The organism is Methylophaga sp. UBA3603, from assembly GCF_002375335.1.
Classification (GTDB): domain Bacteria; phylum Pseudomonadota; class Gammaproteobacteria; order Nitrosococcales; family Methylophagaceae; genus Methylophaga.
The window spans coordinates 39,309-63,352 of sequence record NZ_DFMC01000008.1 but is presented as its reverse complement, the minus strand read 5'-3'; the positions used below and the strand labels follow the sequence as shown (position 1 = coordinate 63,352).

Here is a 24,044-nt window from a genome sequence, read left to right as displayed (position 1 = left end):
CGGCTTCGGCTTCGGCTTCGGCAGAAATTGTTTCAGTTCGATCTATTTCTGACCCAATAGTTTGTTCACTCGCCTGCATTATTTCGCTTGCTGAGTCATCATCGGTCAAAGATTCCGTCGGCAAATCAGTCGTTGAATCAGCCAGCTGCCCTTCAGTTAAAAGCTCTGCTACCCATTCGTCAGCTTCTAACGAGGATGTTTTATTTGGTGAAATATTAGCTTCTACGTCATCATTTGATTGAATCGATTCGTTATCTACACTTTGATCCTGTTCTAAAATTTCCAATTCATTAACATGAGAAGCGAGTTCGGTCTCCTTCTCAAAAATATTATCCATATCATCAACAGGTGCTGCTAATTCTTCAGAGGATTGGAATTGAGAGCTTTCATCTTCTGCTTCATTCTCCTGCATCTGCTCAATTGATGATAATTCAGCTTCAGCAGGAGTTTGGCTTTCATCTGAGTCTGTCTGTTCAGTATCCTCTTCGGACATTTGCGCGGCTAATAGCTTTTGTTGCAAGTGTTCCTCTTCAGTTAACTGAAAAGTCTCATCTTGTGTAACAGAATCATTTGATTCATTTTCAGTATCGACCTTTTCGGTCAATGGATCAGTTTGAAGAGCAGCAATATCTGTTGCGTCGTTTGGAGATGATTGCTGAACACTTTGATTGGGAGTGACTGAATCTTCTAAAGTTGTTTCAGTAAATGGATTCTCCGCCTGAGTTTCATCTAGCCGTTGCTGCCTTGCTGCTTTTAATCTTTCAGTTCGCTCCCGCAGTTTGGCTCGCAGCTTATCAATCTCATTAAATGGCTCTTCTGCCTTTTCCGCAATATTATTAGTTTGGTTATCACTGATTGCGTCTTCATCGTTTGGCTGTGACACCATTATTTCAGATAAGCTTTCTGTCTCATTATCTTGTGGCGCTTCGGCTTGAATTTCAGCAACAGAGTCCTCTGTTTGGCTTTCTTCAACCGAGTCGCTTTGATTGTTGAGCTCTGATTTAGTCTTATGTTGATCAGCTGGGAACGTATCATTCAGTTCCATATCGGCTGGTGGAGCTTCAGCGAAGGGTTGGGGTTCTTCAGCGGAAACCTGAGCATTTCCGTTAATCAGCTCATCCAGTTCAGCAAATTCGAGGCTTTCTATTTCTGCATTTGGATCATCTGCTAAGGAAGTTTCTTCAGCATTTTCCGTTTCTGCAGAGACTGACTCTTCAGGCTGTTCAACTGAATTTTCTGCCTGCATATCCTCTGGTGAAAATTGCTCAGCTGATTCAACCTCATCATCAACATTCTCCAATGAATTCTGGCTAACCGGTGCTTCTGGTTCAGCGGATTCACTGCTTTCAAGATTTGAATCAGAGATGTCTGAAGCTTCTTCAATAACGTTGATTTCTGCTGAATCTATATCTTCGTTAGTTTCAGCTGATTCTTCTGGTAACATTTCAGTAGATGCAGATTGTTCTGGCGATTCAGCTGCTTCAGAATGACTATCCGAGTTCTGACTAATGGATTCTTGCTGTTCATCAGACTCGATATTTGGTGAACTCAAATCATCCATTGATAAGGCTTCTTCAGCATTTTCAGTGTCTGCTGACACTAACTCTTCGGGTTGTTCGATTGAGTTTTCTGCCATCTTTTCTTCTGGTGAAAGCTGCTCGTTGAAATCAACTTCAACATCAGCACTGGCTGGCGAATTCTGGCTATTCGGCTCTTCCTGAACTGCAAACTCAATGTCCTCAGCAATTGAATCATCTACTGATGCGGTTTCTTCAATATTTTCGAATTCTGTTGGTTCTGGCTGTACGGATTCTTCATGTGCATTCTGTGCTGCAATTTCCTCAGAATCAATTTGTTCAAACGGCTGATCTGCTTCGGAGATATCCTGTACATTCTGACTGGCAGACGGTTCTTGAGCTTCAGCCATCCCAGCGGAATCAGCTTGCTCAATAAACAAATCTGTATCCCAGTCCGTTTCAGCAAACTCCTCAGCAAAGCTGTTTATTTCTGCCTCAGTGTTAGGTTCTGAAGATTCTTCAAATGGCTGTTGGTTTAGATCAGTAGACTCTGCCTGCTCGGCTATCATCTCCTGTTCATCCATAGACGAATCTTGTTCTGAAACAGATGGATAATCTTCTTCATTTTGTTGCAGAGTTTCTTCTAATGTTTCGGCAGCTGCATTATCACTTCCAGCCAGTTCAATGCTTTCTGTTCGTTCGAAAGGTTCTGCAGTCTCTTCAGAAGTGAGATCCGATATAACTGACTCATCCAACTCCGCCAAAGGGTTGCCTAATTCAGTCTGTTCAACAGGCTCATCATGTGACTCAATGGCATCGATATCAGATTCTGCTAATTTATTTTCTTCAGGGAGGCTGGTTTCTGCATCATTTCCAATAACGTTTTCGATCTCTGCATTTTCCTGCTCAAGATCATCGGAATCACTTTCTACTGGCATGTCGGTGGCACGCATAAGATCATCAATTTCGGTAGCCGAAATCATATCTTTTGCGTCTGAATCCACTTCATCAATTTGTTCAATATCTAATTCAATATCGGCTGGCTGAACAGCCTTAGTTAGACCTTGATAGGCTAAGTCATCACTTTCAAAAGCATGAAATTTCAGTTCTTGATGTTCAAATGCTGCCCCGTCGTCAGTTATTTCCTCATTACCTGCTACAGGAATTGTGGATTTTCCATAAATATCAGGCACCTGATTGGTCCAGGCTTTATTCAAGTGGGCCTTCATACCTTTTGGTTCAGTCGCAGCACTGACTGTTTCGGTCTCGGTTTCAATATCTGGCTGGTTTTCTTTAACTTCCGTTTCAGTGGATGTTTTACCGTAAACATCAGGAATTACCGGATTCCAGTCAGTCTTCAGAAAATCAGCCATCCGCATCGAGCTGCTTGCCGGTTCAGGTTCTGGTTCTGGTTCATCTTCTTTGGCCTGTTCATCCGCAGCCAAATCAAAATCTGTCATCGAATCAGCAGGATTATTATCTGATTCACTGGCAAGAGACTCCTCAACAATCTGGTTTTGAGCAAAAATATCATCGACATCGACTTCATCTGATTCGCTTTCTGCCAGTTCAATATCAAAATTTTCATCTGTATCACTTAGCTCTTCGACAACAACCGTTTCGTCATCAAGCTTTTCCATCTGTTCAACAATGGTGTCTGCATTCTCATCATCAAATACACCATCAAAATCTGCTACAGGTTCTTCTTCCGGTTCAGTATCAACTTCAGGCTCTGACAGTTCTTCTGGTAATTCAGTATTAACCGCAGATTCCTCGACCAGTTCTTCATCAACCGCCTCTATCTCCGGGGCATCAGGATCCTGCTCGTTATCAGCCTGCATAATGCTGAGGGTTGCGTCAGTTAGCGAGGTGATTTGGTCAGGAAAGTTATGCAGTGTTTTTTCGTCTTGCTCAGAATACAAATTAACAATTGATTTAAAAATTTCTTTTTCACGTAGCACCAATTCCTCGACCATTGAATCCAGTGCTTCACCGCTTAATCCATAGCGTTCGCTCAGTTGACTGCCTAATGCAGTCACACGTTGCTCGTAGTTATTTTTGATTAATTTGGCAGTACGTGCCGCTGCAGCTTTGGTGCGTTTATGTTTGCGATGCGCACGGATAAACATCCAGATAAACAAAACAGCAAAGATGGCTGCCAGCTCATAGGCAAGCCATTGAAAAACCGGATCAGTCATCGACATTTATAATAAGTCTCCAGGTAAAAGCTGCCGGCGACGGCTGCGATGCCAAAACCAGAATCCCATTATTAATAACAACACAATAATGGCATTACCAATAGCTAAAATGACTGTGTCAGAAAGCTCGAAGGTAGATTTAGGTATTTCTGCATTAGGTTCATCCGCAACAGGATCTATTATCACCGGTTCAAATGGCTCATCATTAACCTTTTCGGCAGCAATAGGCGTTTCTGAAGTAATTGTCAGTGACGCACCGGCTGTTTCGTCAAGCAACTGGATAGGCTTGGGTTGTAAAAAAACATTACGGCCAGCCGGAGTTTTCCCCCGGATCTGCAACGATAATTGATAAGCGGTTTCAGGTTGTAAATCGGCCACTGTCAACTGCCAGGCATTTTCAGACTGCCGTAATACTTCGTAGGGGAATTCACTGCCATCTGGTGCACTGAGTAAAGCAGAGATTTGCAGAGATTGAGGATCAATCATACTGGCATCAGCAGACATAGACAGTCGATGACTGCGACTATCAACATCCAGTTGAGTAACAGTGACATCAAATGGCAGCGCCACTACGTTGACGGATTGTCGCCGCTGACGTTCGAATGTATCACTTTTTGCTGTGATCACAATATCATTTTGTCCGCTGTCAAACAGCTTGCCCAAATTTGCCATAAACGTCGCCGTCTGGTTATTTAAGGTCATTTTGTTATTGATCGGTTCACCCTGCAGTGGTTGAGTGCTTAACTCTGCCGTAACCAGTTGCAGAAAATCCTGTCGATCAATCTGTTTACCATGGTCGGTTAATTTGGCGACAATATCAAACTGCTCTCCAGCAAGAATATTATTTGGCAGATCAATTGTTTCCATCCGCAGATCTGTTAATACCATTACCCTGTTATCCGGATCGATATTGCCATCAATAAACCACTCTCCAGACATTGGTTTATCGATAGTAATCAAATCAAAATGTTTTTCCTGCATCCAACTTACTGATGGCTCATGAGTTTCATATGATTGGTTTTTTTGATCCGGTTGAACCAGTTGGGTGACATCGGTTTCATTTTCACGAAACACCAATATCGTCATTTCATTGACACTGGTATCAATGGTAAATCGATTATCCACAAGTGGAACCGAGTCACGTTGAGTGGCTTGTTCAAACAGATGCAGAAAAACACGTTCCAGCTCATCCGCATTATCCACCTGGTGATACCAGCCATCTGTAGCCATTGATAATTGTTTAAGCAGTTCGTGATCAGCGTCTTCAGATAAGGCAATGGTATGTATACGAAAGCCTTTTTGTTTTATTTGCGGCAACAATTTATTGATGATGTTCTGCCGTGATTGATCGCTGGATGCTTTTCCCTGATGCAAATCAACCAGACCATCTGATAACAGGATAATGCTGCGTTGCTTGGCTGGATCAGAAACTTTGACATTAGCTGTGGCTTTTTGCAGCGCCTGCTCAATATCAGTAAATAAACCATGAGAGTGAATTTCGGAGGATTTTTGCTGAACGCGTTCTCGCCAAGTATCATCAGCTTTTTGTAATGGCACCAGCATGTTTACGTAGCGGGCAAAGGTCCAGACACCACTTTCAGCATCACCCGGCATCAACCCACCTAATAATCTCAGGCCCGGCGATCGTAGATTCTGGGGGTCATTTTGTTTCATGCTGCCAGAGACATCAATAATGATGCGTACATCAGCGTTTGGGTTAGTATCCGCGAGTGCGGGTAACGCAAACCAGATGAGCGGCAGTGCCAGTAATAGCTTCAATATTCTCTGCATAAAAACAACCTGTTTGACTTGAAAAGCGGCAGAAAATGTCATTACTGACGATTTACTGACGCGAATTGTTTTATTTCAGACTCAATATGCAGGTTTTATGCCGATAGTTCAGTTATTTACTTGTCAGGCTTAAAGCAGATCCAAACCGCGCTGGATATCCTGTTGAATATCCTCAACATTTTCCAAGCCTACCGATAAACGTATCATGCCATCACTGATACCTGATTCAGCTCGCGCCTCAACTGACACTCGACCATGAGTTGTTGTGGCCGGATGGGTGATAGTGGTTTTGGTATCACCCAAATTGGCCGTTATCGAAATAAACTGTGTGGCATTAATCAATTTCCAGGCAGCTTCCTGTCCGCCTTCGACTTCAAACGCAATAATGCCACCAAAATCAGATTGTTGCTGTTTTGCCAACTGATGTCCTGGATGTGACTCGAGCCCCGCATAAAACACCTGGGTAACCTGTTTCTGCTGCTGCAGCCAATGTGCCAGTTGATTGGCATTGGCTGAATGCGCTTTCATGCGTAAATCCAGTGTTTCCAAACCTTTCAGAAAAGTCCAGGCATTGAATGCACTCATGGTGGGGCCTGCTGAACGCAGGAAACCGTATACCTCTTCTCCAACCCGTTGCGCATCGCCGACCACCGCACCACCCACACAACGTCCTTGCCCATCGATATATTTGGTCGCCGAGTGAATGACGATATCGGCACCGAGTACTAATGGTAGTTGCAACGCCGGTGTACAGAAACAGTTATCAACAATTAAAAGGCAGTCATGTTGCTTAGCCAAAGCCGATAAAGCAGCTAAATCAGCAATTTCATTGAGTGGATTGGAAGGTGTTTCCAGAAATAACGCTTTGGTATTGGGCTTGATCGCCGCTTCCCAGGCTGCCAGATCGGTTAACGGTACATAGTCTGTCTTCAAACCGAATTTGCTCAGATACTTATCAAACAAAACCCGTGTCGTACCGAACACACTACGTGAAGAAACAATATGATCTCCGGCCGCGCATAAGCCCATAAAAGTAGCAAGAATAGCGGACATGCCCGAAGCTGTTGCCACGCAGGACTCACCCTGTTCCAATGACGCCAGGCGTTGTTCAAAAGTACGTACGGTTGGATTGGTAAACCGTGAATAGATATTTCCCGGTTCATCTCCGCCAAATCGTGCTGCCGCCTGTTCCGCGCTATCAAACACAAAACTCGATGTGGGGAAAATCGGTTCGGAATGTTCGCCTTCGGGCGTTCTTACCTGTCCGGCACGCACTGCGCGGGTAGCAAAACCTTTGTCTTTAAGATTGGTCATGACAACTCTGAAATAGCTGGAAAATCCTGCCATTCTAAAAGATAAGCCTTATTGCTGACCAGCTTTATCCTTAAGTGGCTTAGTGAAATAAACCTCAGGAAAGAGATTTAAGGAAATATTGGAAAATGGCTTTATTAATAATGGTGAAATTAAGCAGTTATGCTCAGCCAACAATGACTGAGCATGCAACAATGAATTACCTTATGGCTGATAATGTAAAGACAACATATAAGTGCGATCTAAGGTATTGAAGTTGTTGACGGTTTGATATTCCTTATCGAATACATTCATTGCATTTAACTTAACTGACCAGTCGTTATCTATCTGATAAGCCACTCTGAAGTCCACCAGACCATAACCACTTAAACGCGTGTTGTTAGCGGCATCATCATAACGATAATCACTGACTTTCCAGCTGCCGCCAATTAACCAATCACCAAACTGACGATCAACATGCAGATTCGCGAAGCGCTGTGCTCTGCGTGGTAGCTTATTACCCGTTTCTTCATCTTCGGGTGTAAGCACAGTCGCATTGAACTGTACCTGCCAATTCATCAGCGTTGTAGCCAAATCGAACTCAAGACCTTTAATTTTGGCTTCAGCCACATTTTCAGTGGTGGGAAATTGATACACCAGCAAATCACGGATTTTGTTCTGGAAAGCATGAACTCCCCAAGTACCCCAATCCGTGTTGCCTAACAAACCAACGCCATAGTTTTTGGATTTTTCGGCTTCTAAATCGGGATTGCCAACAAAAAAACCAACATCTGGATAATAAAGTTCATTAAATGTTGGGGCTTTAAATGCAGTTCCTACATTCGCCGTAAACTGAAGTGCCTGTGTTAATTGATAGCCCCACTCTGCAGTGCCAGTAGTTTCTTCCCCATAGGCTTCATTATCATCATGACGTGTACTTAATAACCAACTGTGATTACCTGCATGCCCCTGCCAGCTGATAAAAATCGCCTTGTTATCACGTGAGGTTTCATCGTAATCAATCGTGCCCTCAATACGATCGTTATCATAATCCAGCCCAACATTGAGACGTTGCTGTTTTGACAGCATAAAAGTATTAACCAGACTGAAAAACCGATGACGAGTATTGAACGTGCCATCGGCAGTACCATCCGCATAATTATCTGACTCGTCGCGGGATTCAGATAAATTAAAGGACATTAGCCAATTATCCGTGAATTGATAACGTGAATTTACACCCATAACCTGTTGAATATTATCAGCATAAAAATCTTCGGTCAGGGAAAAACTATCATAATGATTTTGTGATTGAGCGCGTAAAAAATTCGCTCCAACACTCCAGTCCTTATTGATATCGTGATCAATTTTTGCTGAAACACTATTATTTCGATAACCATCATGATCCGGATTATCTTCTTCTCTGGCATTAATTCCATTGGTTGATTGATGCGAGAAATTGGCATGATAACGAGTCGTTTCATTACCTCCACTTACGCCCGCACTTGCCTGTTTAGTATTATGACTACCAATATCCACCGAAGCATAGGGAGTTGGATCCTGGTTTTTACCTTGCCGGGTAAATATCTGAATGACGCCACCAATCGCCTCTGAACCATACAAACCAGACCTCGGTCCACGTACGATTTCAATTCGTTCAATCTGATTTACCGGAAAGTCCTGGATGGCAGCCCCTCCTGATGTAGCAGAATGCCATTTAACCCCATCAACTAAAAAAAGCACATGATCTGAATTTGTGCCTCGTAAATAGACACTGCTGTTTTTCCCCAAGCCACCGCTATTTGAAATATCCATACCTGGAAACCGTGACAGTAAGCTGGGCAAATTATTAATCTGCAAACGATCTATATCCGCACGTGTGATAACGGTATTCGGGGCCAATACATTTTCCGTGGGCATACGGTTTGCCGTAATCGTCATTGCATCAAGGGATTCCTGTTCAGCCAGAGCCGTAACAGAGAAGGTGGAAGTAGCCAGTGCCGCCAAAGTCAGTCGTGCACAGACACGCAAAGGCATGGCCTTTGTTGAAGGTTTCATATTGTCTCCTAGGGATACGCTCACCCGCGATCCAGGTTAATAAAGTCACACAACACGATTCGGTTGTGATGAACTTCAGGCCGGTCTCCGGACTCACGTTGTGGCTTGCGCCAGTACATCCGCCTTCCCACGATTAATACGCAGTGGCTGATTGGATGCATTTTCAACGTTTACCGTTGCGGGGGCAGTGTTGGATTTTCACCAACTTCCCGTTTAACTCTGATGGATATCAAAGCACCTGAAGAGGCGCGCATCTTAAATCTCCCATGGCTTATCGTCAAACCTGATAAGGACAATTAATGATTTCCAAATTGACAATATAGCTTGCTAATCCTTATTCTGTCGGCAGTTTCAGGTGTCGCGAAAGTGATGAAACGGGAAGTCGGTGCAGCCAAACATTGGATAAACCCGACACTGCCCCCGCAACGGTAAATGAGTTCAGGTTGAACGTTACGCCACTGTATCTATTACGGGAAGGTGTTCAACCGGTGACAACACCGCTCATGAGTCCGGAGACCGGCCTGAAATATCCTGGTCTGTTGACCGAAAATGCTATTAACCAAGTTGTGCGGGTGAGCACATCGGAGAACCTCAATGTCGTTATTATCTCTACGTCAGCAACTGATCGTGGCTGCACTTCTTGTCTTATTAATGGTGATGACTCGTGGTCATCATTTCGCCGATATCAACGTTTTACCCAGCGCCTCCTGGGCAGTATTTATGCTCGCCGGATTTTATCTGGCCTCAAAATTGTGGTTTCCGGCTTTTTTAGGTCTGGCTGTTGTGCTGGATTTGATGTCGGTATACATAGGCGGCGCCAGTAATTTCTGTGTTTCGCCATCTTATGGCTTTTTACTGCCTGCATATGGAAGTTTGTGGCTGGCAGGTCGCTGGTTTCAATCCAAATACCAATTTAACTGGACTGCTCTGTTTACACTGGCGATGACGCTGGTGACGGTTACCGCAGTTGCCGGCCTGTTCAGTGGCGGTGGTTTTTACTGGTTTTCAGGTCGTTATGTCGATCCAACCATGGCTGAGTATCTGACCCGGTTTGTCCAGTCCTATCCTGGCAACCTGAGTAAATTAAGCTTTTATATTGCTGCTGCCGCGGTGATTCATATCAGCTTCCGTTTTGCGAATTTGAGCCAGCGCAGTAATCAGCTACGTTAATGTCACAGCAGCCGCAAACCTGCGCTGCGCTGATTATTGCTGCCCCCGCCTCAGGTCAAGGTAAAACAACCGTTACCGCGACCTTGGCGTGGCATTATCGACGTCAGGGTAAACAGGTCCGAATTTTCAAAGTGGGTCCAGACTTTCTGGACCCAATGATCCTGTCATTTGCCTCCGGCCATCCGGTTTATCAAGTTGATTTATGGATGGTCGGTGAAACTCACTCCAGACAATTGATTGCCGACGCCGCCAAACAGGCAGATATCATTCTGATTGAAGGCGTGATGGGTTTGTTTGATGGTACGCCTTCCACAGCTGATTTAGCTGCCATTATAGGAATCCCGGTGTTAGCGGTCATTGATGCCAGTGCCATGGCACAAACATTTGCCGCTTTAGCATTCGGCTTAGCCAACTTTCGTCAGGATGTGACGTTGGCTGGTGTTCTGGCCAATCGTGTGGGCAGTGCCAGACATGCTGAAATGCTGACGTCCGCTTTACCTAACGATTTACCTTGTCTTGCTAATATGCCTCGTCAAATTGAAAGTCTGCCCAGCCGTTATCTGGGTTTGGTTCAGGCTGATGAACTCACGGATTTGACTGAGCGTCTGGACCGACTGGCAGATAGCCTGCAGCTGAATCCCGAATTTGTTTTACCGCAAATCAAAATCAACAATCAGCCTTTTGAAGCTTTACCCGCATTATTAAAAGATCTTCGCATCGGGGTGGCTAAGGATGCAGCGTTTGCCTTTGTTTATCAGGCAAATCTGGATTGTTTAACCGCTATGGGTGCTGAGCTGATATTTTTTTCCCCGTTAACGGATACAACGCTTCCTGAGGTAGATAGCCTTTATCTCCCTGGTGGCTATCCTGAACTGCATCTGGAAACACTCAGCCAAAATATGTCGATGCGTCAGGCGATATGTGAATACATTAATGCCAATAAACCAGTTGTGGCTGAATGTGGTGGCATGCTGTATTTGTGCCGCACATTAACCGATAAGCATGGCCAACAAGCTGAAATGTGTGGCGTGCTGGCCGCTGATGCCAAATTACAAGCCAGACTGACAGCCTTGGCATTGCAACAAGTTACTCATGATAATTACACTTTACGTGGTCATACCTACCACCATTCCTTGTTGGAAAATCAACCCATAGCTATCCTCTATGCTGAATGCCCAAACGGCAATAAAGTCAGTGAAGCCGTGTTTCAGCAACAACGCCTGACCGCCAGCTATATCCACTTTTATTTTCCGTCAGCCCCTGAACTCATTGCCCGCTGGTTTACCCCATGAGTCAGGATAAATACCGCTTTAATCACCAGGATCGTGAGGCTGTATATCGCGCTATTGGTGAGCGTCGTGATATGCGGCATTTTATTGCTGATCCAATCGATCAGGATATTCTGCAGCGATTATTTCAAGCAGCCTGGCAGGCTCCCAGCGTAGGACTGATGCAACCTTGGCGGATGATTCGGATTACCGATACCGGCATCCGCAATGCTATTCATCAAATCGTTGAAAATGAAAGAGTGCTGACTGCCAAGGCGTTGGGTGAGCGTGAAACAGAATTTCTGCAGCTGAAAGTTGAAGGCATCAAGGATTGCGCTGAAGTGTTGGTTGTCTCGTTGATGGATAAACGTGAGTCGCATATTTTTGGTCGCCGCACCCTGCCGGAAATGGATCTGGCATCGGTCTCATGTGCCATTCAGAATATGTGGCTGGCTGCCCGTGCCGAAGGATTGGGCATGGGCTGGGTCTCCTTATTTGATCCCCAAAAATTAGCCGATTTATTGGGGATTCCTAATGGGGCCTGCCCGGTGGCGATTCTGTGTCTGGGTCATGTTGATGATTTTTACCAACAGCCCATGCTGGAGCAGGAAAACTGGCGACAACGTCAGCCTCTGGATGAACTTATCTTTGAAAACCGCTGGGAAAACAATACTAAGTCATGACCTTTATTATCATGCTCAGCGCTTTGATCATTGACTGGTTTGTCGGTGAACCGAAACGGTTCCATCCTCTGGTCGGCTTCGGCACTTTGGTGAACAAAATCGAAGCACGTCTTAATCACTCCCATCATCATCGGTTTGTTCAGTTTTTTTTGGGTATTCTGGCATTGGTCATTTGTGTGGTTCCAATAACGGTTCTTACTTACCTGATCAGCCAGATTCCGTTCTGGGGCACCTTATGTTCCGTGGTGCTGTTAACGCTGTGCCTGGGTCATCGCAGTCTATTTGACCATGCCAGGCCTATTCTGCATGCCATGCAACAAGGCGATATCAAACACGCCAGAACATTGACCAGCCGAATTGTCAGTCGTGATAAAGATCATATTGATGTGAATAAAGCGACGATTGAATCCGTGCTGGAAAATGGTAACGATGCCGTTTTTGGTACGCTTTTCTGGTTTGTTATCGGTGGTGCAGCCGGAGCGGTTGCCTACCGTCTGGTCAATACGCTGGATGCCATGTGGGGCTATCGAACTCCACGCTTTTTCTATTTTGGTAAAACGGCAGCTCGGTTGGATGATGTATTAAATTTTGTACCCGCCCGACTGACCGCTTTAAGTTATGCCCTGCTTGGCAATACGCGAAAGGCATTGAGCTGCTGGCATCAGCAAGCACCGTTATGGGACAGTCCAAATGCCGGTCCGGTAATGGCCAGTGGTGCGGGCGCTTTGGATGTTCAACTCGGTGGGGCTGCTTGTTATCACGGTGAATGGCACCAACGCCCCATGCTCGGCACGTCAAATATTGCTGAAGCAAATGATATTGTGCGTGCTCTAAGATTAGTGTCTAACAGTGTGTTGTTATGGCTTTCCGTCATAGGGATTGTTACGGGGATCATTTATGCTTAATCACGGCGGCAGAATTCAAGCTTATGCCAAACAATATGGCATTGCTCGAGAGGATTGGCTGGATTTATCTACTGGTATAAATCCAAACGGCTGGCCCGTACCAGAACAGATCCCGGCAGAAATTTGGGCAAGACTGCCTGAAAATGAAGATGATTTAATCGATCAGGCTAAAGCGTATTATCAATGTGAACATATTCTGCCAGTTGCCGGATCGCAGGCCGCCATACAAATCTTACCGACATTAAGATCAGCTTGTCACGTTGCTATCCTTTCACCAGCATACGAAGAACATCGTCATTGCTGGCAGGTAGCCGGTCATGAAGTGGTCGCGCTGGAAAGTTTTGAGCTGGATCAACAGATTGATATGTTTGATGTGGTGATTGTTATTCACCCGAATAATCCCAGCGGTGAAACGTTTGATAGACAACGTTTATTAAACTGGCAACAACGTTTGCAAATGCGTAATGGCTGGTTGATCGTCGATGAAGCATTTCTTGATATCACACCAGAGCAAAGTCTGGCACCATTCCCCTGCCAGCATGGATTAATCATTTTACGTTCGCTGGGAAAGTTTTTTGGCCTGGCCGGTGTAAGAGTCGGGTTTGTGATCACACACCCTGATTTGTTAAAGCAAATCGCCGAAAAATCTGGCCCCTGGCCGATTGCTACAGCATCCAGATGGATTGCCTCGCAGGCATTAGCTGATAAAAACTGGCAACAGCAATCGCGTCAGTATTTACCGCAACATGCCCAACGACTGACAGAGCTGCTCGGTCAATATAAATTAGCACCCAGCGGCGGTTGCGCCTTATTTCAATGGGTTAAAACCGCTCATGCTGCCAGCATTCATCATCAACTGGCCCAACAAGGTATTCTCTGTCGATTATTCGATCGACCGGCAGCCTTAAGGTTTGGCTTACCGGCTACTGAACAGGACTGGCTACGTCTGGAAACCGCATTACAGAAGGTCGAACAACCATGACAGCTAAGACTTTAATGGTTCAGGGGACAACATCGGATGCTGGTAAAAGCACACTGGTAACCGCGTTATGCCGCTGGCTGGTCAAACAGGATTACTCTGTCGCACCCTTTAAACCGCAGAATATGGCGTTGAACAGTGCTGTTACAGCAGATGGTGGTGAAATTGGTCGTGCTCAGGCCGTTCAGGCCCAGGCCTGCAAACTGCCGCCGCATATCGATATGAATCCGGTTTTACTAAAACCCAACAGTGATACCGGCGCTCAGGTCATTATTCATGGCAAAGCCATTGCCAACATGGATGCCCGCTTTTATCACGACTATAAACAAACCGCGATGACTGCAGTATTAGAATCGCATGCCCGTCTGCTTAAACAATATGATGTCGTAATGGTGGAAGGTGCCGGTTCACCGGCAGAAATCAATCTGCGTGATCGGGATATTGCCAATATGGGTTTCGCTGAAGCCGTGGACTGTCCAGTGATCCTGGTTGCTGATATTGATCGTGGCGGTGTATTTGCTCACTTGGTGGGTACTTTGGATCTTCTGTCAGCTTCTGAGCAACAGCGTGTTAAAGGCTTTGTAATTAATCGCTTTCGCGGTGATATCAGCTTATTACAATCCGGTCTGGACTGGTTGGAGCAACGCACTGGCAAGCCGGTTCTAGGCGTTCTGCCCTATCTCCATGGCCTGCATCTGGAGGCCGAGGATGCGATTAATATTACGCAGGTAGAAAAAGCCGACAATGTGCTGAACGTTATCGTGCCGGTTATGCCTCGTATCAGTAACCATACCGATCTAGATCCATTACGGCTGCACCCAAACGTAAACTTACAATTTATCGGCCCAGATTCACCGATACCGCCAGCCGATTTGATCATTCTGCCAGGTAGCAAACATGTCAGCGCTGATCTGCAATGGCTGGAACAGCAAGGCTGGCCTGCAGCGATTCAAAAACATCTGCGGTACGGTGGCAAACTATTAGGGATTTGTGGTGGTTTTCAAATGCTGGGTCAGCAGATTGATGATCCAACAGGTGTTGAAGGTTCGCCTGGCACTTGCAAAACAGGTCTAGGCTTATTGGATATGCACACTACCCTGCATGCCGAGAAACAATTACGGCAAAATCAGGGACAGTTATTGTTCAATAATGCTGCCATCAGTGGCTACGAAATTCATGCCGGTGTCACCGAAGGCAAAGCTTTATTGCGTCCGCTGCTACAGTTATCGCATGGCCCGGATGGAGCGATCAGCGAAGATAATCAGATTATCGGCACGTATCTGCATGGACTTTTTGAACAGCAAACAAGCTGTGATGCCTTGCTGCAATGGGCTGGACTGAATAACGTAAGCAGTTCGGATTATCATGCTTTGCGGGAAGCAGATATTGAACGACTGGCAGAGATGGTTGAGCAGCATATGGATACCACAGCACTACTGACTATTTTAAAGGCAGCAAATGGCTAAAACCCTGATCCTTGGCGGTGTAAAATCCGGTAAAAGCAGACTGGCTGAACAACGCGCTATCAACAGTAAATTAGCCGTCTGCTATGTGGCGACGGCTCGTGCTGATGACAGTGAAATGCAGCAGCGTATTGCATTGCATCAACAGCAACGCCCTGCTCATTGGACTACTATCGAAGTACCGCTAAATCTTGCCGCTGCATTGCAGCAACAGGACGATGCAGATAAATGTCTTTTGGTGGATTGTCTGACCTTATGGCTGACCAATTTGCTGCTCACCGATGATGAGAATTTATTAACTAACGAAATCCAACTATTACTTGAGACCTTGCCAACTCTACAGGCTGACATCATTTTGGTCAGCAATGAAACCAGTATGGGCATTGTGCCGATGGGCGAATTGACCCGGCGCTTTTGTGATGAAGCCGGCAGCCTGCATCAACAACTTGCTGTGCTGATGGATAATGTCATCCTCACCGTGGCCGGTTTGCCGCATGCTTTGAAAGGAAACTGAATGATCGACTTCACCCAATGGTTAACATTACCTGCCAAAACGATTGACCAAAATGCTGCAGATGCAGCGTTAACGCGACAAAGCCAGTTGACCAAACCGGCAGGGTCATTAGGTCAACTCGAACAATTAGCAGTGCAACTGGCAGCACTGCAAGGCACAACGCCCCAAGCCGATCATGTGCATATCACCGTTTATGCAGCTGATCATGGTGTAATGGTAGAAAATATTTCGGCCTATCCACAATCCGTTACCGCCGCAATGATTCGTAATTTCGCCAGTGGTGGCGCGGCTATTAGCGTATTGGCGAAGCATTTGGATGCTTCGCTGGACGTGATCAATGTTGGCACGGTCAGTGAATTGGAAGAGATTAAAGGTGTGCAAGATCAGCGGATTGCTAATGGTACTGCCAACTTTCACCAGCAAGCTGCGATGACTGAAGCCGAATGCCAACAAGCCATGCTGATTGGTCAACATAATGTCGAATGCTGCATGCAGAACGGCGCCCAGCTTTATATCGCCGGTGATATGGGAATTGGCAACACCACAGCAGCCAGTGCAATGGCCTGTGCGATGTTGAATCTACCAGCCAGTCAATTGGCCGGTCCAGGCACCGGACTAAATGCTGAAGGCGTCTCGCATAAAGCAACTATCATTAAAGAATCCTTGTTATTACATAAAAACCATCTGGATTCTCCCTTAGCCATTTTGCGTTACCTGGGCGGCTTTGAAATTGCTGCCATGGTCGGCAGTTATTTACACTGCGCCAAATCTGGTCTGCCGGTGGTGATTGATGGCTTTATTAGTAGCGTGGCGGCTTTATCTGCTGAACAAATCTGTCCTGGTAGTCGGCAGTGGTTTTTATTCAGTCATCACAGCGCCGAACCCGGGCATAGCAAGATTTTACAGGCGCTTGAGGCTCAGCCTTTAGTGAACTTCAATATGAGGTTAGGCGAAGCCAGTGGCGCAGCCGTTGCTATTCCGTTACTAAGAATGGCCTGCGCTCTGCACAATCAAATGGCGACGTTTGAAGAAGCGGCCATCGCCGGAGCCATCAACTAATGCGAGCTTTGTTAATCGCCCTGCAGTTTTTAACTATTCTGCCGGTCAGATTGCAGGGTGAATTTACTGCACAGGATATTGGCCGCTCGTTATTGTTTTATCCAGTTGTCGGCTTACTAATCGGTATCGTGTTAAGCCTTCTGGGCTGGAACCTGACATCTCAGTCACCAATGTTCTCCGCCATATTGGTATTAGCGGTCTGGGTAACCATCACCGGGGCATTACATATCGATGGATTGGCTGACAGTGCCGATGCCTGGTTGGGTGGCATTGGCGATAAAGCTAAAACCCTAAGCATTATGAAAGACCCAGCAGCTGGCCCTATTGCAGTGGTGACAATCGTATTAGTGCTGTTAATTAAGTTTGTCATGCTGACAGTTTTACTCGCCGAACAGAACTGGTGGGCATTAATCTGGTCTGTGATACTGGCCCGCACAGCTTTACCATTATTGTTTTTAACCACTGATTATGTGCGGCCCCACGGTTTAGGCAGCATCCTCAAACAACAGCAATCTGGCGTGCATACACGCCGGTTGATGCTTCTCATCGGTGTATTGGCTTTATTCAGTGTCGGCCTGTTTGCCCTGTTGTTTGGGTTATTGGTTTTTCTATTGCTACGCTACCTGATGGAGCGTCGATTAAACGGGTTTACCGGTGATACTGCGGGCGCAATGGTGGAACTGCTTGAAGCTGCATTATTAATATTTTTTGTTTTATTTTAGGAAAATTATGACTGATTCTGAGAAAAGCCAACGCCATAAAGATCGCATGCAACGTCACAAGGAAGTGGTTGATCAGAAGATCCAAAAAGCCACTAAGGATAAAGGTTTATTGCTGTGCATAACTGGCAACGGCAAAGGTAAAAGTTCATCCGGTTTTGGCATGATTGCCAGAGCATTGGGCCATGATATGAAAGTCGGTATCGTGCAATTTATTAAGGGGGCGATGAGTACTGGCGAAGAAGCTTTTTATCGTCGATTTCCTGAGCAGGTGAGTTATCACGTGGTTGGCGATGGTTTTACCTGGGATACGCAAAACCTGGAACAGGATAAAGCTTCCGCAGAAGCAGGCTGGGATATTGTTAAAACGATGTTACAGGATGACAGTATCAACGTGGTTCTGCTGGATGAACTGAATATTGTCTTAAAAATGAAATATCTCGATGCAGATAAAGTAATAGCTGATTTAGCTGCCCGCCCGGCAATGCAACACGTGATTATTACTGGCCGCGGAGCACCGGACAGCATCATTGAAGCGGCTGATACCGTCAGCCGGATTGAGGATGTCAAACATGCATTTCGTGATGGTATCCGTGCTCAAAAAGGCATTGAGCTCTAAAGATTTTTTTGAGGTTTTTGGCTTGTTTTTTGCTGTGTCATCAAACGGTAAAGTTACTCACATTTTCTGTGGATAAGTCTGTGTTTAACTTTGGAGTTAGTCTCTAAGCTGTTCATATTTAAGCACTCTGCACAAAATGGTCAAAAAATGCTCAAACTAAAATATATGTTTACATTCAACAACTTAGGATCACCTCTATGATAATCAGTGAGTTAGCGACATCTGTTATATAAAGATGTGAAGATTTTGTGAAACAGGTGAATAACTTACCGTTATATAAGTCCCGATAAGCTGGGATTCTGGAATATAACAGACATAAAAAAACCCGGTAGTTAAGTTAATAACTACCGGGTTTGTCGTTTAGGGTTACACAGATTCTGTTTCTTTGACGATATCCAGAAACAGTTCATCATTTTTCAGGATAACTCTTACATGGCCACCATCGCTGAGTTTGCCAAATAACAATTCATCGGCCAACGGACGCTTGATTTTTTCCTGTACCAGTCGCGCCATTGGCCTGGCACCCATTTGTACATCGTAACCATGCTCTGCCAACCATTCACGCGCATCATTATCAATTTCGATGGTCACGTTTTTATCCTGCAATAGCATTTCCAATTCAAGCACCGCTTTATCAGCAACACGTAGAATCGCTTCTTTAGTAAGCGGCTGGAATTGAATAATACCGTCCAGACGATTACGGAATTCAGGTGAGAATGCACGTTTCAATGCTTCCGTACCATCCATATGATGCTCTTGTTTGGTAAAGCCAATCGAGCTGCGGCCCATTTCCTGTGCACCGGCATTACTGGTCATTACTAATACAATATGGCGGAAATCCGCTTTACGGCCATTATTATCCGTTAAAGTCCCATGATCCATCACTTGCAATAGCAGGTTAAAGACATCGGGATGAGCTTTTTCAATCTCATCCAACAACAACACAGCATGTGGTTGTTTAATGACTGCATCGGTTAATAACCCACCTTGATCAAACCCTACATAACCTGGAGGAGCACCAATCAGACGGGAAACTGTATGAGGTTCCATATACTCGGACATATCAAAGCGGATCAGTTCTACCCCAAGGATATGCGCCAACTGACGAGTAACTTCTGTTTTACCTACACCGGTTGGCCCTGCAAACAGGAAAGCACCAGTGGGTTTCTCGGGATGTCCCAAACCGGAACGTGCCATTTTAATTGCCGAGCTTAATGCAGAAATCGCATCGTCCTGACCGAAAATAACGTGTTTAAGGTTCGGTTCAAGATTACGTAGATTATCTTTATCTGCATTACTGACTGTCTTGGCAGGAATACGAGCAATCTTGGCAACGATCTGCTGGACATCCTGGATTCCAATCATTTTTTTGCGTTTTGACTTTGGCAGAATACGTTGGGCAGCACCAACTTCATCCAATACGTCAATCGCTTTATCCGGCAGATAACGGTCGTTGATATGACGGGCGGCCAGTTCTGCTGCCTGCTCAATTGCAGCATTGGAGTAACGCACATTGTGGTGTGATTCCAAGCCAGGCTTTAAACCTTTTAAAATTTCAATGGTTTCTGCAACGGATGGTTCAGGCACATCAATTTTCTGAAAACGCCGTGCCAAAGCACGATCATGTTCAAAAATACTGCGATATTCCTGATAGGTTGTTGAGCCGATACATTTCAATTCGCCATTGGCCAATAACGGTTTAAGCAAATTGGCAGCATCCATCGCACTGTTTCCTGCACTCCCCGCACCAATCATGGTATGGATTTCGTCAATAAACAGAATCGCATGATCCTGTTGTTTGATTTCGCGCAACAATCCTTTCAGACGTTTTTCAAAATCACCACGGTATTTGGTACCAGCAACCAGAGCGCCCATATCCAATGAATAAACCACTGCCTGCTCCAGCACTTCGGGTACATCACCATCAACAATACGTTTGGCAAGACCTTCCGCCAGCGCAGTTTTACCAACACCGGCTTCACCGACAAACAGAGGATTATTTTTACGGCGACGGCATAGCACCTGCAATGTCCGCTCAATCTCATTGGCACGGCCGATTAATGGATCAATCCGACCCAGTTTGGCTTCGGCATTCAGATTAGTGGCATATAACGCCAATGGACTTTTACTTTCGGAATTCCCATCTTCAACTTCAATCTTTTCGCTTTTGGTTTCTTCTGCCAGATTTTCGATGCTGCCGTGACTGATAGCGTTGACCACATCCAGTCGACTGACATCTTGCTTCTGCAGTAAATAAACCGCTTGAGATTGCTGTTCAGAGAAAATTGAAACCAGTACGTTCGCACCGGTTACCTCTTCACCACCAGAAGATTGCACATGCATCACTGCACGTTGCAGAATGCGTTGGAAAGCCAGCGTTGGCTGAGTTTCGCGATCGCTGTCTTCGGCCAATGTAGGCAGATTATCTGCAAGAAAATCGGTCAGATCCTGACGCAAGGCATTGATATCCACCTCGCAGGCTTTGAGCACCGCCAGTGCTTGTCCATTTTCCAGTAAGGCTAACAATAAATGTTCAACCGTCAGAAATTCATGGGATCTTTGTCGAGCATAATTGAATGCCTGACTCAGCGTGTGTTCAAGTTCTTTACTCAGCATATTGCTATCCGCCTATTGTCGTTGCAGCCATCTCATTCCTGTTCCATGGTGCACTGTAAAGGATGCCCATGTCTTTGGGCATAACTATTCACTTGTTCCACTTTGGCCTCAGCGATCTCAAATGTAAAGATACCGCATAAAGCCTGTCCTTCAGTGTGCACTTGTAACATGGTTCGTGTGGCACGTTCACGCCCCATATCAAACAAGGTTTCCAAAACCTCCACCACAAAGTCCATCGGCGTGTAATCATCGTTCATCATGATCACCCGATATTTGGGTGGTTGTTTTAAATCAGGTTTAGACGGCGCAACCGCAAAATCATGCTCGGTCTGCCAATCTTGATCATGTTTATCTGCCATCGCAAAAATCAACTCGCTGCTTCAACCATCTGTTTGAGCTCACCGTTTTCGTACAGTTCCATAATAATGTCACATCCACCAATTAATTCACCATTGATATACAGCTGAGGAAAGGTTGGCCAGTCAGCATAACGGTGAAGATTTTCGCGAACTTCAGGATCAGCCAATACATTCACATAAGCAAATTCTGAGCCACAGGCAGTCAGCGCCTGTGATGAGCGACTGGAAAATCCACATTGTGGAAACTCTGGCGTACCCTTCATAAACAGAATTACCGGGTTTGATTCAATCGCCTGCTTAATACGCTCCATAATATCCATTGTTGTTACCTCTTTATTTGGTTAGTTGTAGCAGATGGGGGCACCTGCTGTTAATTCAAGATTACGCCTTTGATTAAGGTCGTTGCAATAGTCCCAACACACCATCAAGACCACAGTGATTCAAAGCTGTATCGGCAGCTTGCTGCACTTTGGGTTTGGCATGATAAGCCACGCTCATACCCGCTTCAGCCATCATCAACAGATCATTTGCACCATCACCAATTGCCACTGCCTGGTGTTTTTCAATATTCAGTTCGGCGCAACATTTAATTAAAAAATCGGCTTTGGCCTGAGCACCGCAAATATCACCGGTTACTTTACCTGTGAGATAACCCTTTTCATGTTCCAGTACATTGGCCTGGGTAAAATCGAGATTGAGACGCTTTTTCAGTTTATCGGTGAAAAAAGTAAATCCGCCCGAAACCAGTGCGGTTTTTATTCCAGCCTGCTGCACCGTTTTTAACATCAACTCTGCACCAGGATTGAGCATAAGACGTTCGTTATAAACACGATCCAGCATATCGACGGGCAGTCCTTTTAATAGCGCTACCCGTTGTTTAAGTGATGTTTCAAAATCTATCTCACCACGCATTGCAGCCTCCGTAATCGCTGCCACCTGCGGTTTAAGATCCATGAAGTCCGCAATTTCATCGATACATTCAATGGTGATTAAGGTCGAATCCATGTCCATAACTATCAAACGGCAATTATCTGTTTCAAACTCAGCAGGAAGGACATTAATATCGACAGCATACTGTTGTCGTAACATCGACAAATCTGCATGCTGGGTATTTTCAATCAATGCAAAACTGTCTCGCCATTGGCATTGCCCCGTTAGTTTTTCGGCAATTTCATCGGCCAGTTCCCGAGTGAGTTGAGGTCCCTGAACAATTATCTGTGTCATGATGTTTCCAGTCTTAAAATGACAAACGGCGAACTGACATACATCAGTTCGCCGTGTGCAAAAACAGATTTAGTTATCAATTCAATGATAATTATTTCGCTTCATTTTGGTAACGTGAAACGCTGTCCACAATTTCCTGTTTGGCCGCATCAATTCCTGCCCAGCCTTCGATTTTAACCCATTTGTTCTTTTCCAAATCTTTGTAATGTTCAAAGAAATGTGCGATCTGATTGAGCAAAAATTCCGGCACGTCATTGATATCTTTAACATGGTCATACATTTTGTCATGAGGGACCGCAACGACTTTGGCATCTTCGCCCTTTTCGTCTGTCATTTTCAGCATACCGACTGGACGGCATGCCACCACGCATCCGTTAATTAATGGAAATGGCGTCACCACCAATACATCTACCGGGTCACCATCATCAGACAACGTATTCGGCACGTAACCATAATTTGCCGGATAGAACATAGCGGTATTCATAAAACGATCAACAAACAGCGCGCCAGTCGCTTTATCAACTTCATATTTAACCGGATTGGCATTTGCAGGAATTTCGATAATAACGTTGATATCTTCAGGCAGATTGCTGCCTGGGCCGACTCGGTCAAGATTCATAAAGCGATTGCTCCAATAAAAAATAGGGGTAAAAGAAACCCGCCAATTATAAAAGAAACTGTCCAAGCATCAAAGCCGACATCTCTTTAGGGCTTTATTGATCTTTCATCTCCGCCTCTGTTGTGAGATGAACGATCAACAAGCCCAGACGTTATCGACTGAAAAAATAGGCGGCGACACAAATCAGTAACAGCGAAAACAGACGGCGCAACCAATGTGCAGGTAACCGCTTTGCCAGTCTGGCACCAAACTGGGCAAAAATCACACTGGTCAGGATAATGCCGAGAAATGCCTGCCAATGTACGAAACCTGTTTGCCAGGCAGATTGCTGATTTATTTCACTTGGAGCAAACACAATGAAGCCAATCACTCCTGCAATGGCAATTGGCAAACCACAGCATGCAGCAGATCCAATCGCCTGTTGAATGTTAAGACGAGCCATCAGCAGATAAGGGACAATCAATGTTCCTCCACCGATACCGACTAGCGCCGAAAGTGCACCACTAAACAAACCATACAAACTCGAAGGCAATCGGTTTAACAATGCAGGAGACGTTGTACTGGCATTAGGTAGCCAAATCCGCAATGCCATTAACAAAGCAAAGGTAGCAAAAAATATCTGCAGCATATCACCGCTGATTAAACTGGCCAGCAGAGCTCCACCAAAACTCCCAAAAAGTAATGCTGGAACCAAACGGGTGACCGCCAGCATCGAAATATTTCCCAGTCGCCAATGCGCAAAGATAGAAGAAATTGATGTTACAACAATGGTCATCAGTGAAGTGGCAACCGCCATATGAATCAGATATTGATCCGGCAGCCCTTGTTTGCTGAAAAGCCATACCAACACCGGTACAATGACCAGTCCCCCGCCGATACCAAACAGCCCGGCAAGCGTACCGGCCACTATTCCGGCTGCGGCATAACTTAACCATTCAATCCACATAAGCTTCACATCCATAGGGTATGCTGTTTCTATTCGTTAAGATCATTGTT

The 24,044-nt window shown here is 45.3% G+C and carries 20 protein-coding genes and 2 riboswitches; of the genes, 10 read left to right on the top strand and 10 right to left on the bottom strand.

Going from position 1 to position 24,044, the window contains the following annotated elements; genetic code table 11:
• From B4F66_RS05745 to B4F66_RS05730, 4 genes are all read right to left on the bottom strand, one after another.
• On the bottom strand, positions 1-3,721 hold a 3,721-nt coding region (locus B4F66_RS05745), incomplete at its 3' end, for a midas domain-containing protein (RefSeq protein ID WP_292737921.1).
• Positions 3,722-5,506 carry a vWA domain-containing protein gene (locus tag B4F66_RS05740; RefSeq protein WP_292357604.1) on the bottom strand — a complete coding sequence of 595 codons (1,785 nt, stop codon included), beginning with the start codon at positions 5,504-5,506 and terminating at the stop codon, positions 3,722-3,724.
• A gap of 129 nt (positions 5,507-5,635) precedes the next feature.
• A complete protein-coding gene (locus tag B4F66_RS05735; protein WP_292357606.1) occupies positions 5,636-6,820 on the bottom strand; it encodes an O-succinylhomoserine sulfhydrylase in 1,185 nt (394 codons plus the stop codon).
• A 201-nt stretch (positions 6,821-7,021) separates the two neighbouring features.
• Positions 7,022-8,851 carry a TonB-dependent receptor domain-containing protein gene (locus B4F66_RS05730; RefSeq protein WP_292357608.1) on the bottom strand — a complete coding sequence of 610 codons (1,830 nt, stop codon included), beginning with the start codon at positions 8,849-8,851 and terminating at the stop codon, positions 7,022-7,024.
• Between the two features lie 61 nt (positions 8,852-8,912).
• Positions 8,913-9,108, bottom strand: a riboswitch (cobalamin riboswitch).
• Between the two features lie 79 nt (positions 9,109-9,187).
• A riboswitch (cobalamin riboswitch) is annotated at positions 9,188-9,390 on the top strand.
• 55 nt (positions 9,391-9,445) lie between these two features.
• Between B4F66_RS05730 and B4F66_RS05725 the strand changes: the two genes are divergently transcribed.
• Genes B4F66_RS05725 through cobO form a run of 10 tightly spaced genes read left to right on the top strand, consistent with a single transcriptional unit; the run spans position 9,446 to position 18,230 of the window.
• Positions 9,446-10,021 carry a hypothetical protein gene (locus tag B4F66_RS05725; protein WP_292357609.1) on the top strand — a complete coding sequence of 192 codons (576 nt, stop codon included), beginning with the start codon at positions 9,446-9,448 and terminating at the stop codon, positions 10,019-10,021.
• On the top strand, positions 10,021-11,313 hold the full coding sequence (locus B4F66_RS05720) for a cobyrinic acid a,c-diamide synthase CobB (RefSeq protein WP_292357611.1): 1,293 nt from the start codon (positions 10,021-10,023) through the stop codon (positions 11,311-11,313). The genes B4F66_RS05725 and B4F66_RS05720 overlap by 1 nt, the downstream gene beginning before the upstream one ends.
• The gene (bluB, locus tag B4F66_RS05715; RefSeq protein WP_292357613.1) at positions 11,310-11,972 is read left to right on the top strand and encodes a 5,6-dimethylbenzimidazole synthase; all 663 of its coding nucleotides are present in this window, start codon (positions 11,310-11,312) and stop codon (positions 11,970-11,972) included. Before B4F66_RS05720 ends, bluB begins: the two co-directional genes overlap by 4 nt.
• Positions 11,969-12,877: an adenosylcobinamide-phosphate synthase CbiB gene (cbiB, locus tag B4F66_RS05710; protein ID WP_292357615.1), complete on the top strand. Its 909-nt coding sequence runs from the start codon at positions 11,969-11,971 to the stop codon at positions 12,875-12,877. The genes bluB and cbiB overlap by 4 nt, the downstream gene beginning before the upstream one ends.
• Positions 12,870-13,859, top strand: coding sequence for a threonine-phosphate decarboxylase CobD (gene cobD / locus B4F66_RS05705; RefSeq protein ID WP_292357617.1), 990 nt, complete (start codon positions 12,870-12,872; stop codon positions 13,857-13,859). The genes cbiB and cobD overlap by 8 nt, the downstream gene beginning before the upstream one ends.
• Positions 13,856-15,322 (top strand): cobyric acid synthase, encoded by a 1,467-nt coding sequence (locus B4F66_RS05700; protein ID WP_292357619.1) that lies wholly within the window; start codon positions 13,856-13,858, stop codon positions 15,320-15,322. Before cobD ends, B4F66_RS05700 begins: the two co-directional genes overlap by 4 nt.
• A complete protein-coding gene (gene cobU / locus B4F66_RS05695; protein WP_292357621.1) occupies positions 15,315-15,833 on the top strand; it encodes a bifunctional adenosylcobinamide kinase/adenosylcobinamide-phosphate guanylyltransferase in 519 nt (172 codons plus the stop codon). The genes B4F66_RS05700 and cobU overlap by 8 nt, the downstream gene beginning before the upstream one ends.
• Positions 15,834-16,892, top strand: coding sequence for a nicotinate-nucleotide--dimethylbenzimidazole phosphoribosyltransferase (gene cobT, locus B4F66_RS05690; protein ID WP_292357623.1), 1,059 nt, complete (start codon positions 15,834-15,836; stop codon positions 16,890-16,892). It abuts the gene before it with no gap.
• Positions 16,892-17,614 (top strand): adenosylcobinamide-GDP ribazoletransferase, encoded by a 723-nt coding sequence (locus B4F66_RS05685; protein ID WP_292357625.1) that lies wholly within the window; start codon positions 16,892-16,894, stop codon positions 17,612-17,614. The genes cobT and B4F66_RS05685 overlap by 1 nt, the downstream gene beginning before the upstream one ends.
• A 7-nt stretch (positions 17,615-17,621) precedes the next feature.
• The gene (cobO, locus tag B4F66_RS05680) at positions 17,622-18,230 is read left to right on the top strand and encodes a cob(I)yrinic acid a,c-diamide adenosyltransferase (protein WP_292357627.1); all 609 of its coding nucleotides are present in this window, start codon (positions 17,622-17,624) and stop codon (positions 18,228-18,230) included.
• Positions 18,231-18,596: 366 nt separating this feature from the next.
• Here cobO and clpA read toward each other — a convergent pair whose 3' ends face one another.
• The 6 genes from clpA to B4F66_RS05650 all read right to left on the bottom strand — a co-directional run bounded on the left by clpA (position 18,597) and on the right by B4F66_RS05650 (position 24,009).
• Positions 18,597-20,846, bottom strand: a complete 2,250-nt coding sequence (gene clpA / locus B4F66_RS05675; RefSeq protein ID WP_292357629.1) for an ATP-dependent Clp protease ATP-binding subunit ClpA — start codon at positions 20,844-20,846, stop codon at positions 18,597-18,599.
• A 32-nt stretch (positions 20,847-20,878) separates the two neighbouring features.
• Positions 20,879-21,205: an ATP-dependent Clp protease adapter ClpS gene (clpS, locus tag B4F66_RS05670; protein ID WP_292357631.1), complete on the bottom strand. Its 327-nt coding sequence runs from the start codon at positions 21,203-21,205 to the stop codon at positions 20,879-20,881.
• Between the two features lie 8 nt (positions 21,206-21,213).
• Positions 21,214-21,525 carry a Grx4 family monothiol glutaredoxin gene (gene grxD, locus B4F66_RS05665; RefSeq protein WP_014707423.1) on the bottom strand — a complete coding sequence of 104 codons (312 nt, stop codon included), beginning with the start codon at positions 21,523-21,525 and terminating at the stop codon, positions 21,214-21,216.
• A 73-nt stretch (positions 21,526-21,598) separates the two neighbouring features.
• A complete protein-coding gene (gene serB / locus B4F66_RS05660) occupies positions 21,599-22,429 on the bottom strand; it encodes a phosphoserine phosphatase SerB (protein ID WP_292357633.1) in 831 nt (276 codons plus the stop codon).
• Between the two features lie 91 nt (positions 22,430-22,520).
• Positions 22,521-23,048: an inorganic diphosphatase gene (ppa, locus tag B4F66_RS05655; RefSeq protein ID WP_292357635.1), complete on the bottom strand. Its 528-nt coding sequence runs from the start codon at positions 23,046-23,048 to the stop codon at positions 22,521-22,523.
• A 151-nt stretch (positions 23,049-23,199) separates the two neighbouring features.
• A complete protein-coding gene (locus B4F66_RS05650; protein ID WP_292411222.1) occupies positions 23,200-24,009 on the bottom strand; it encodes a sulfite exporter TauE/SafE family protein in 810 nt (269 codons plus the stop codon).
• Positions 24,010-24,044: the final 35 nt, after the last annotated feature.

What these genes read in the sequence shown, in the direction of transcription:
- B4F66_RS05740 (WP_292357604.1), bottom strand. Translation starts at nt 5,506, where the DNA reads ATGCAGAGAATATTGAAGCTATTACTGGCACTGCCGCTCATCTGGTTT.
- B4F66_RS05735 (WP_292357606.1), bottom strand. Translation starts at nt 6,820, where the DNA reads ATGACCAATCTTAAAGACAAAGGTTTTGCTACCCGCGCAGTGCGTGCC.
- B4F66_RS05730 (WP_292357608.1), bottom strand. Translation starts at nt 8,851, where the DNA reads ATGAAACCTTCAACAAAGGCCATGCCTTTGCGTGTCTGTGCACGACTG.
- B4F66_RS05725 (WP_292357609.1), top strand. Translation starts at nt 9,446, where the DNA reads ATGTCGTTATTATCTCTACGTCAGCAACTGATCGTGGCTGCACTTCTT.
- B4F66_RS05720 (WP_292357611.1), top strand. Translation starts at nt 10,021, where the DNA reads ATGTCACAGCAGCCGCAAACCTGCGCTGCGCTGATTATTGCTGCCCCC.
- bluB (WP_292357613.1), top strand. Translation starts at nt 11,310, where the DNA reads ATGAGTCAGGATAAATACCGCTTTAATCACCAGGATCGTGAGGCTGTA.
- cbiB (WP_292357615.1), top strand. Translation starts at nt 11,969, where the DNA reads ATGACCTTTATTATCATGCTCAGCGCTTTGATCATTGACTGGTTTGTC.
- cobD (WP_292357617.1), top strand. Translation starts at nt 12,870, where the DNA reads ATGCTTAATCACGGCGGCAGAATTCAAGCTTATGCCAAACAATATGGC.
- B4F66_RS05700 (WP_292357619.1), top strand. Translation starts at nt 13,856, where the DNA reads ATGACAGCTAAGACTTTAATGGTTCAGGGGACAACATCGGATGCTGGT.
- cobU (WP_292357621.1), top strand. Translation starts at nt 15,315, where the DNA reads ATGGCTAAAACCCTGATCCTTGGCGGTGTAAAATCCGGTAAAAGCAGA.
- cobT (WP_292357623.1), top strand. Translation starts at nt 15,834, where the DNA reads ATGATCGACTTCACCCAATGGTTAACATTACCTGCCAAAACGATTGAC.
- B4F66_RS05685 (WP_292357625.1), top strand. Translation starts at nt 16,892, where the DNA reads ATGCGAGCTTTGTTAATCGCCCTGCAGTTTTTAACTATTCTGCCGGTC.
- cobO (WP_292357627.1), top strand. Translation starts at nt 17,622, where the DNA reads ATGACTGATTCTGAGAAAAGCCAACGCCATAAAGATCGCATGCAACGT.
- clpA (WP_292357629.1), bottom strand. Translation starts at nt 20,846, where the DNA reads ATGCTGAGTAAAGAACTTGAACACACGCTGAGTCAGGCATTCAATTAT.
- clpS (WP_292357631.1), bottom strand. Translation starts at nt 21,205, where the DNA reads ATGGCAGATAAACATGATCAAGATTGGCAGACCGAGCATGATTTTGCG.
- grxD (WP_014707423.1), bottom strand. Translation starts at nt 21,525, where the DNA reads ATGGATATTATGGAGCGTATTAAGCAGGCGATTGAATCAAACCCGGTA.
- serB (WP_292357633.1), bottom strand. Translation starts at nt 22,429, where the DNA reads ATGACACAGATAATTGTTCAGGGACCTCAACTCACTCGGGAACTGGCC.
- ppa (WP_292357635.1), bottom strand. Translation starts at nt 23,048, where the DNA reads ATGAATCTTGACCGAGTCGGCCCAGGCAGCAATCTGCCTGAAGATATC.
- B4F66_RS05650 (WP_292411222.1), bottom strand. Translation starts at nt 24,009, where the DNA reads ATGGATGTGAAGCTTATGTGGATTGAATGGTTAAGTTATGCCGCAGCC.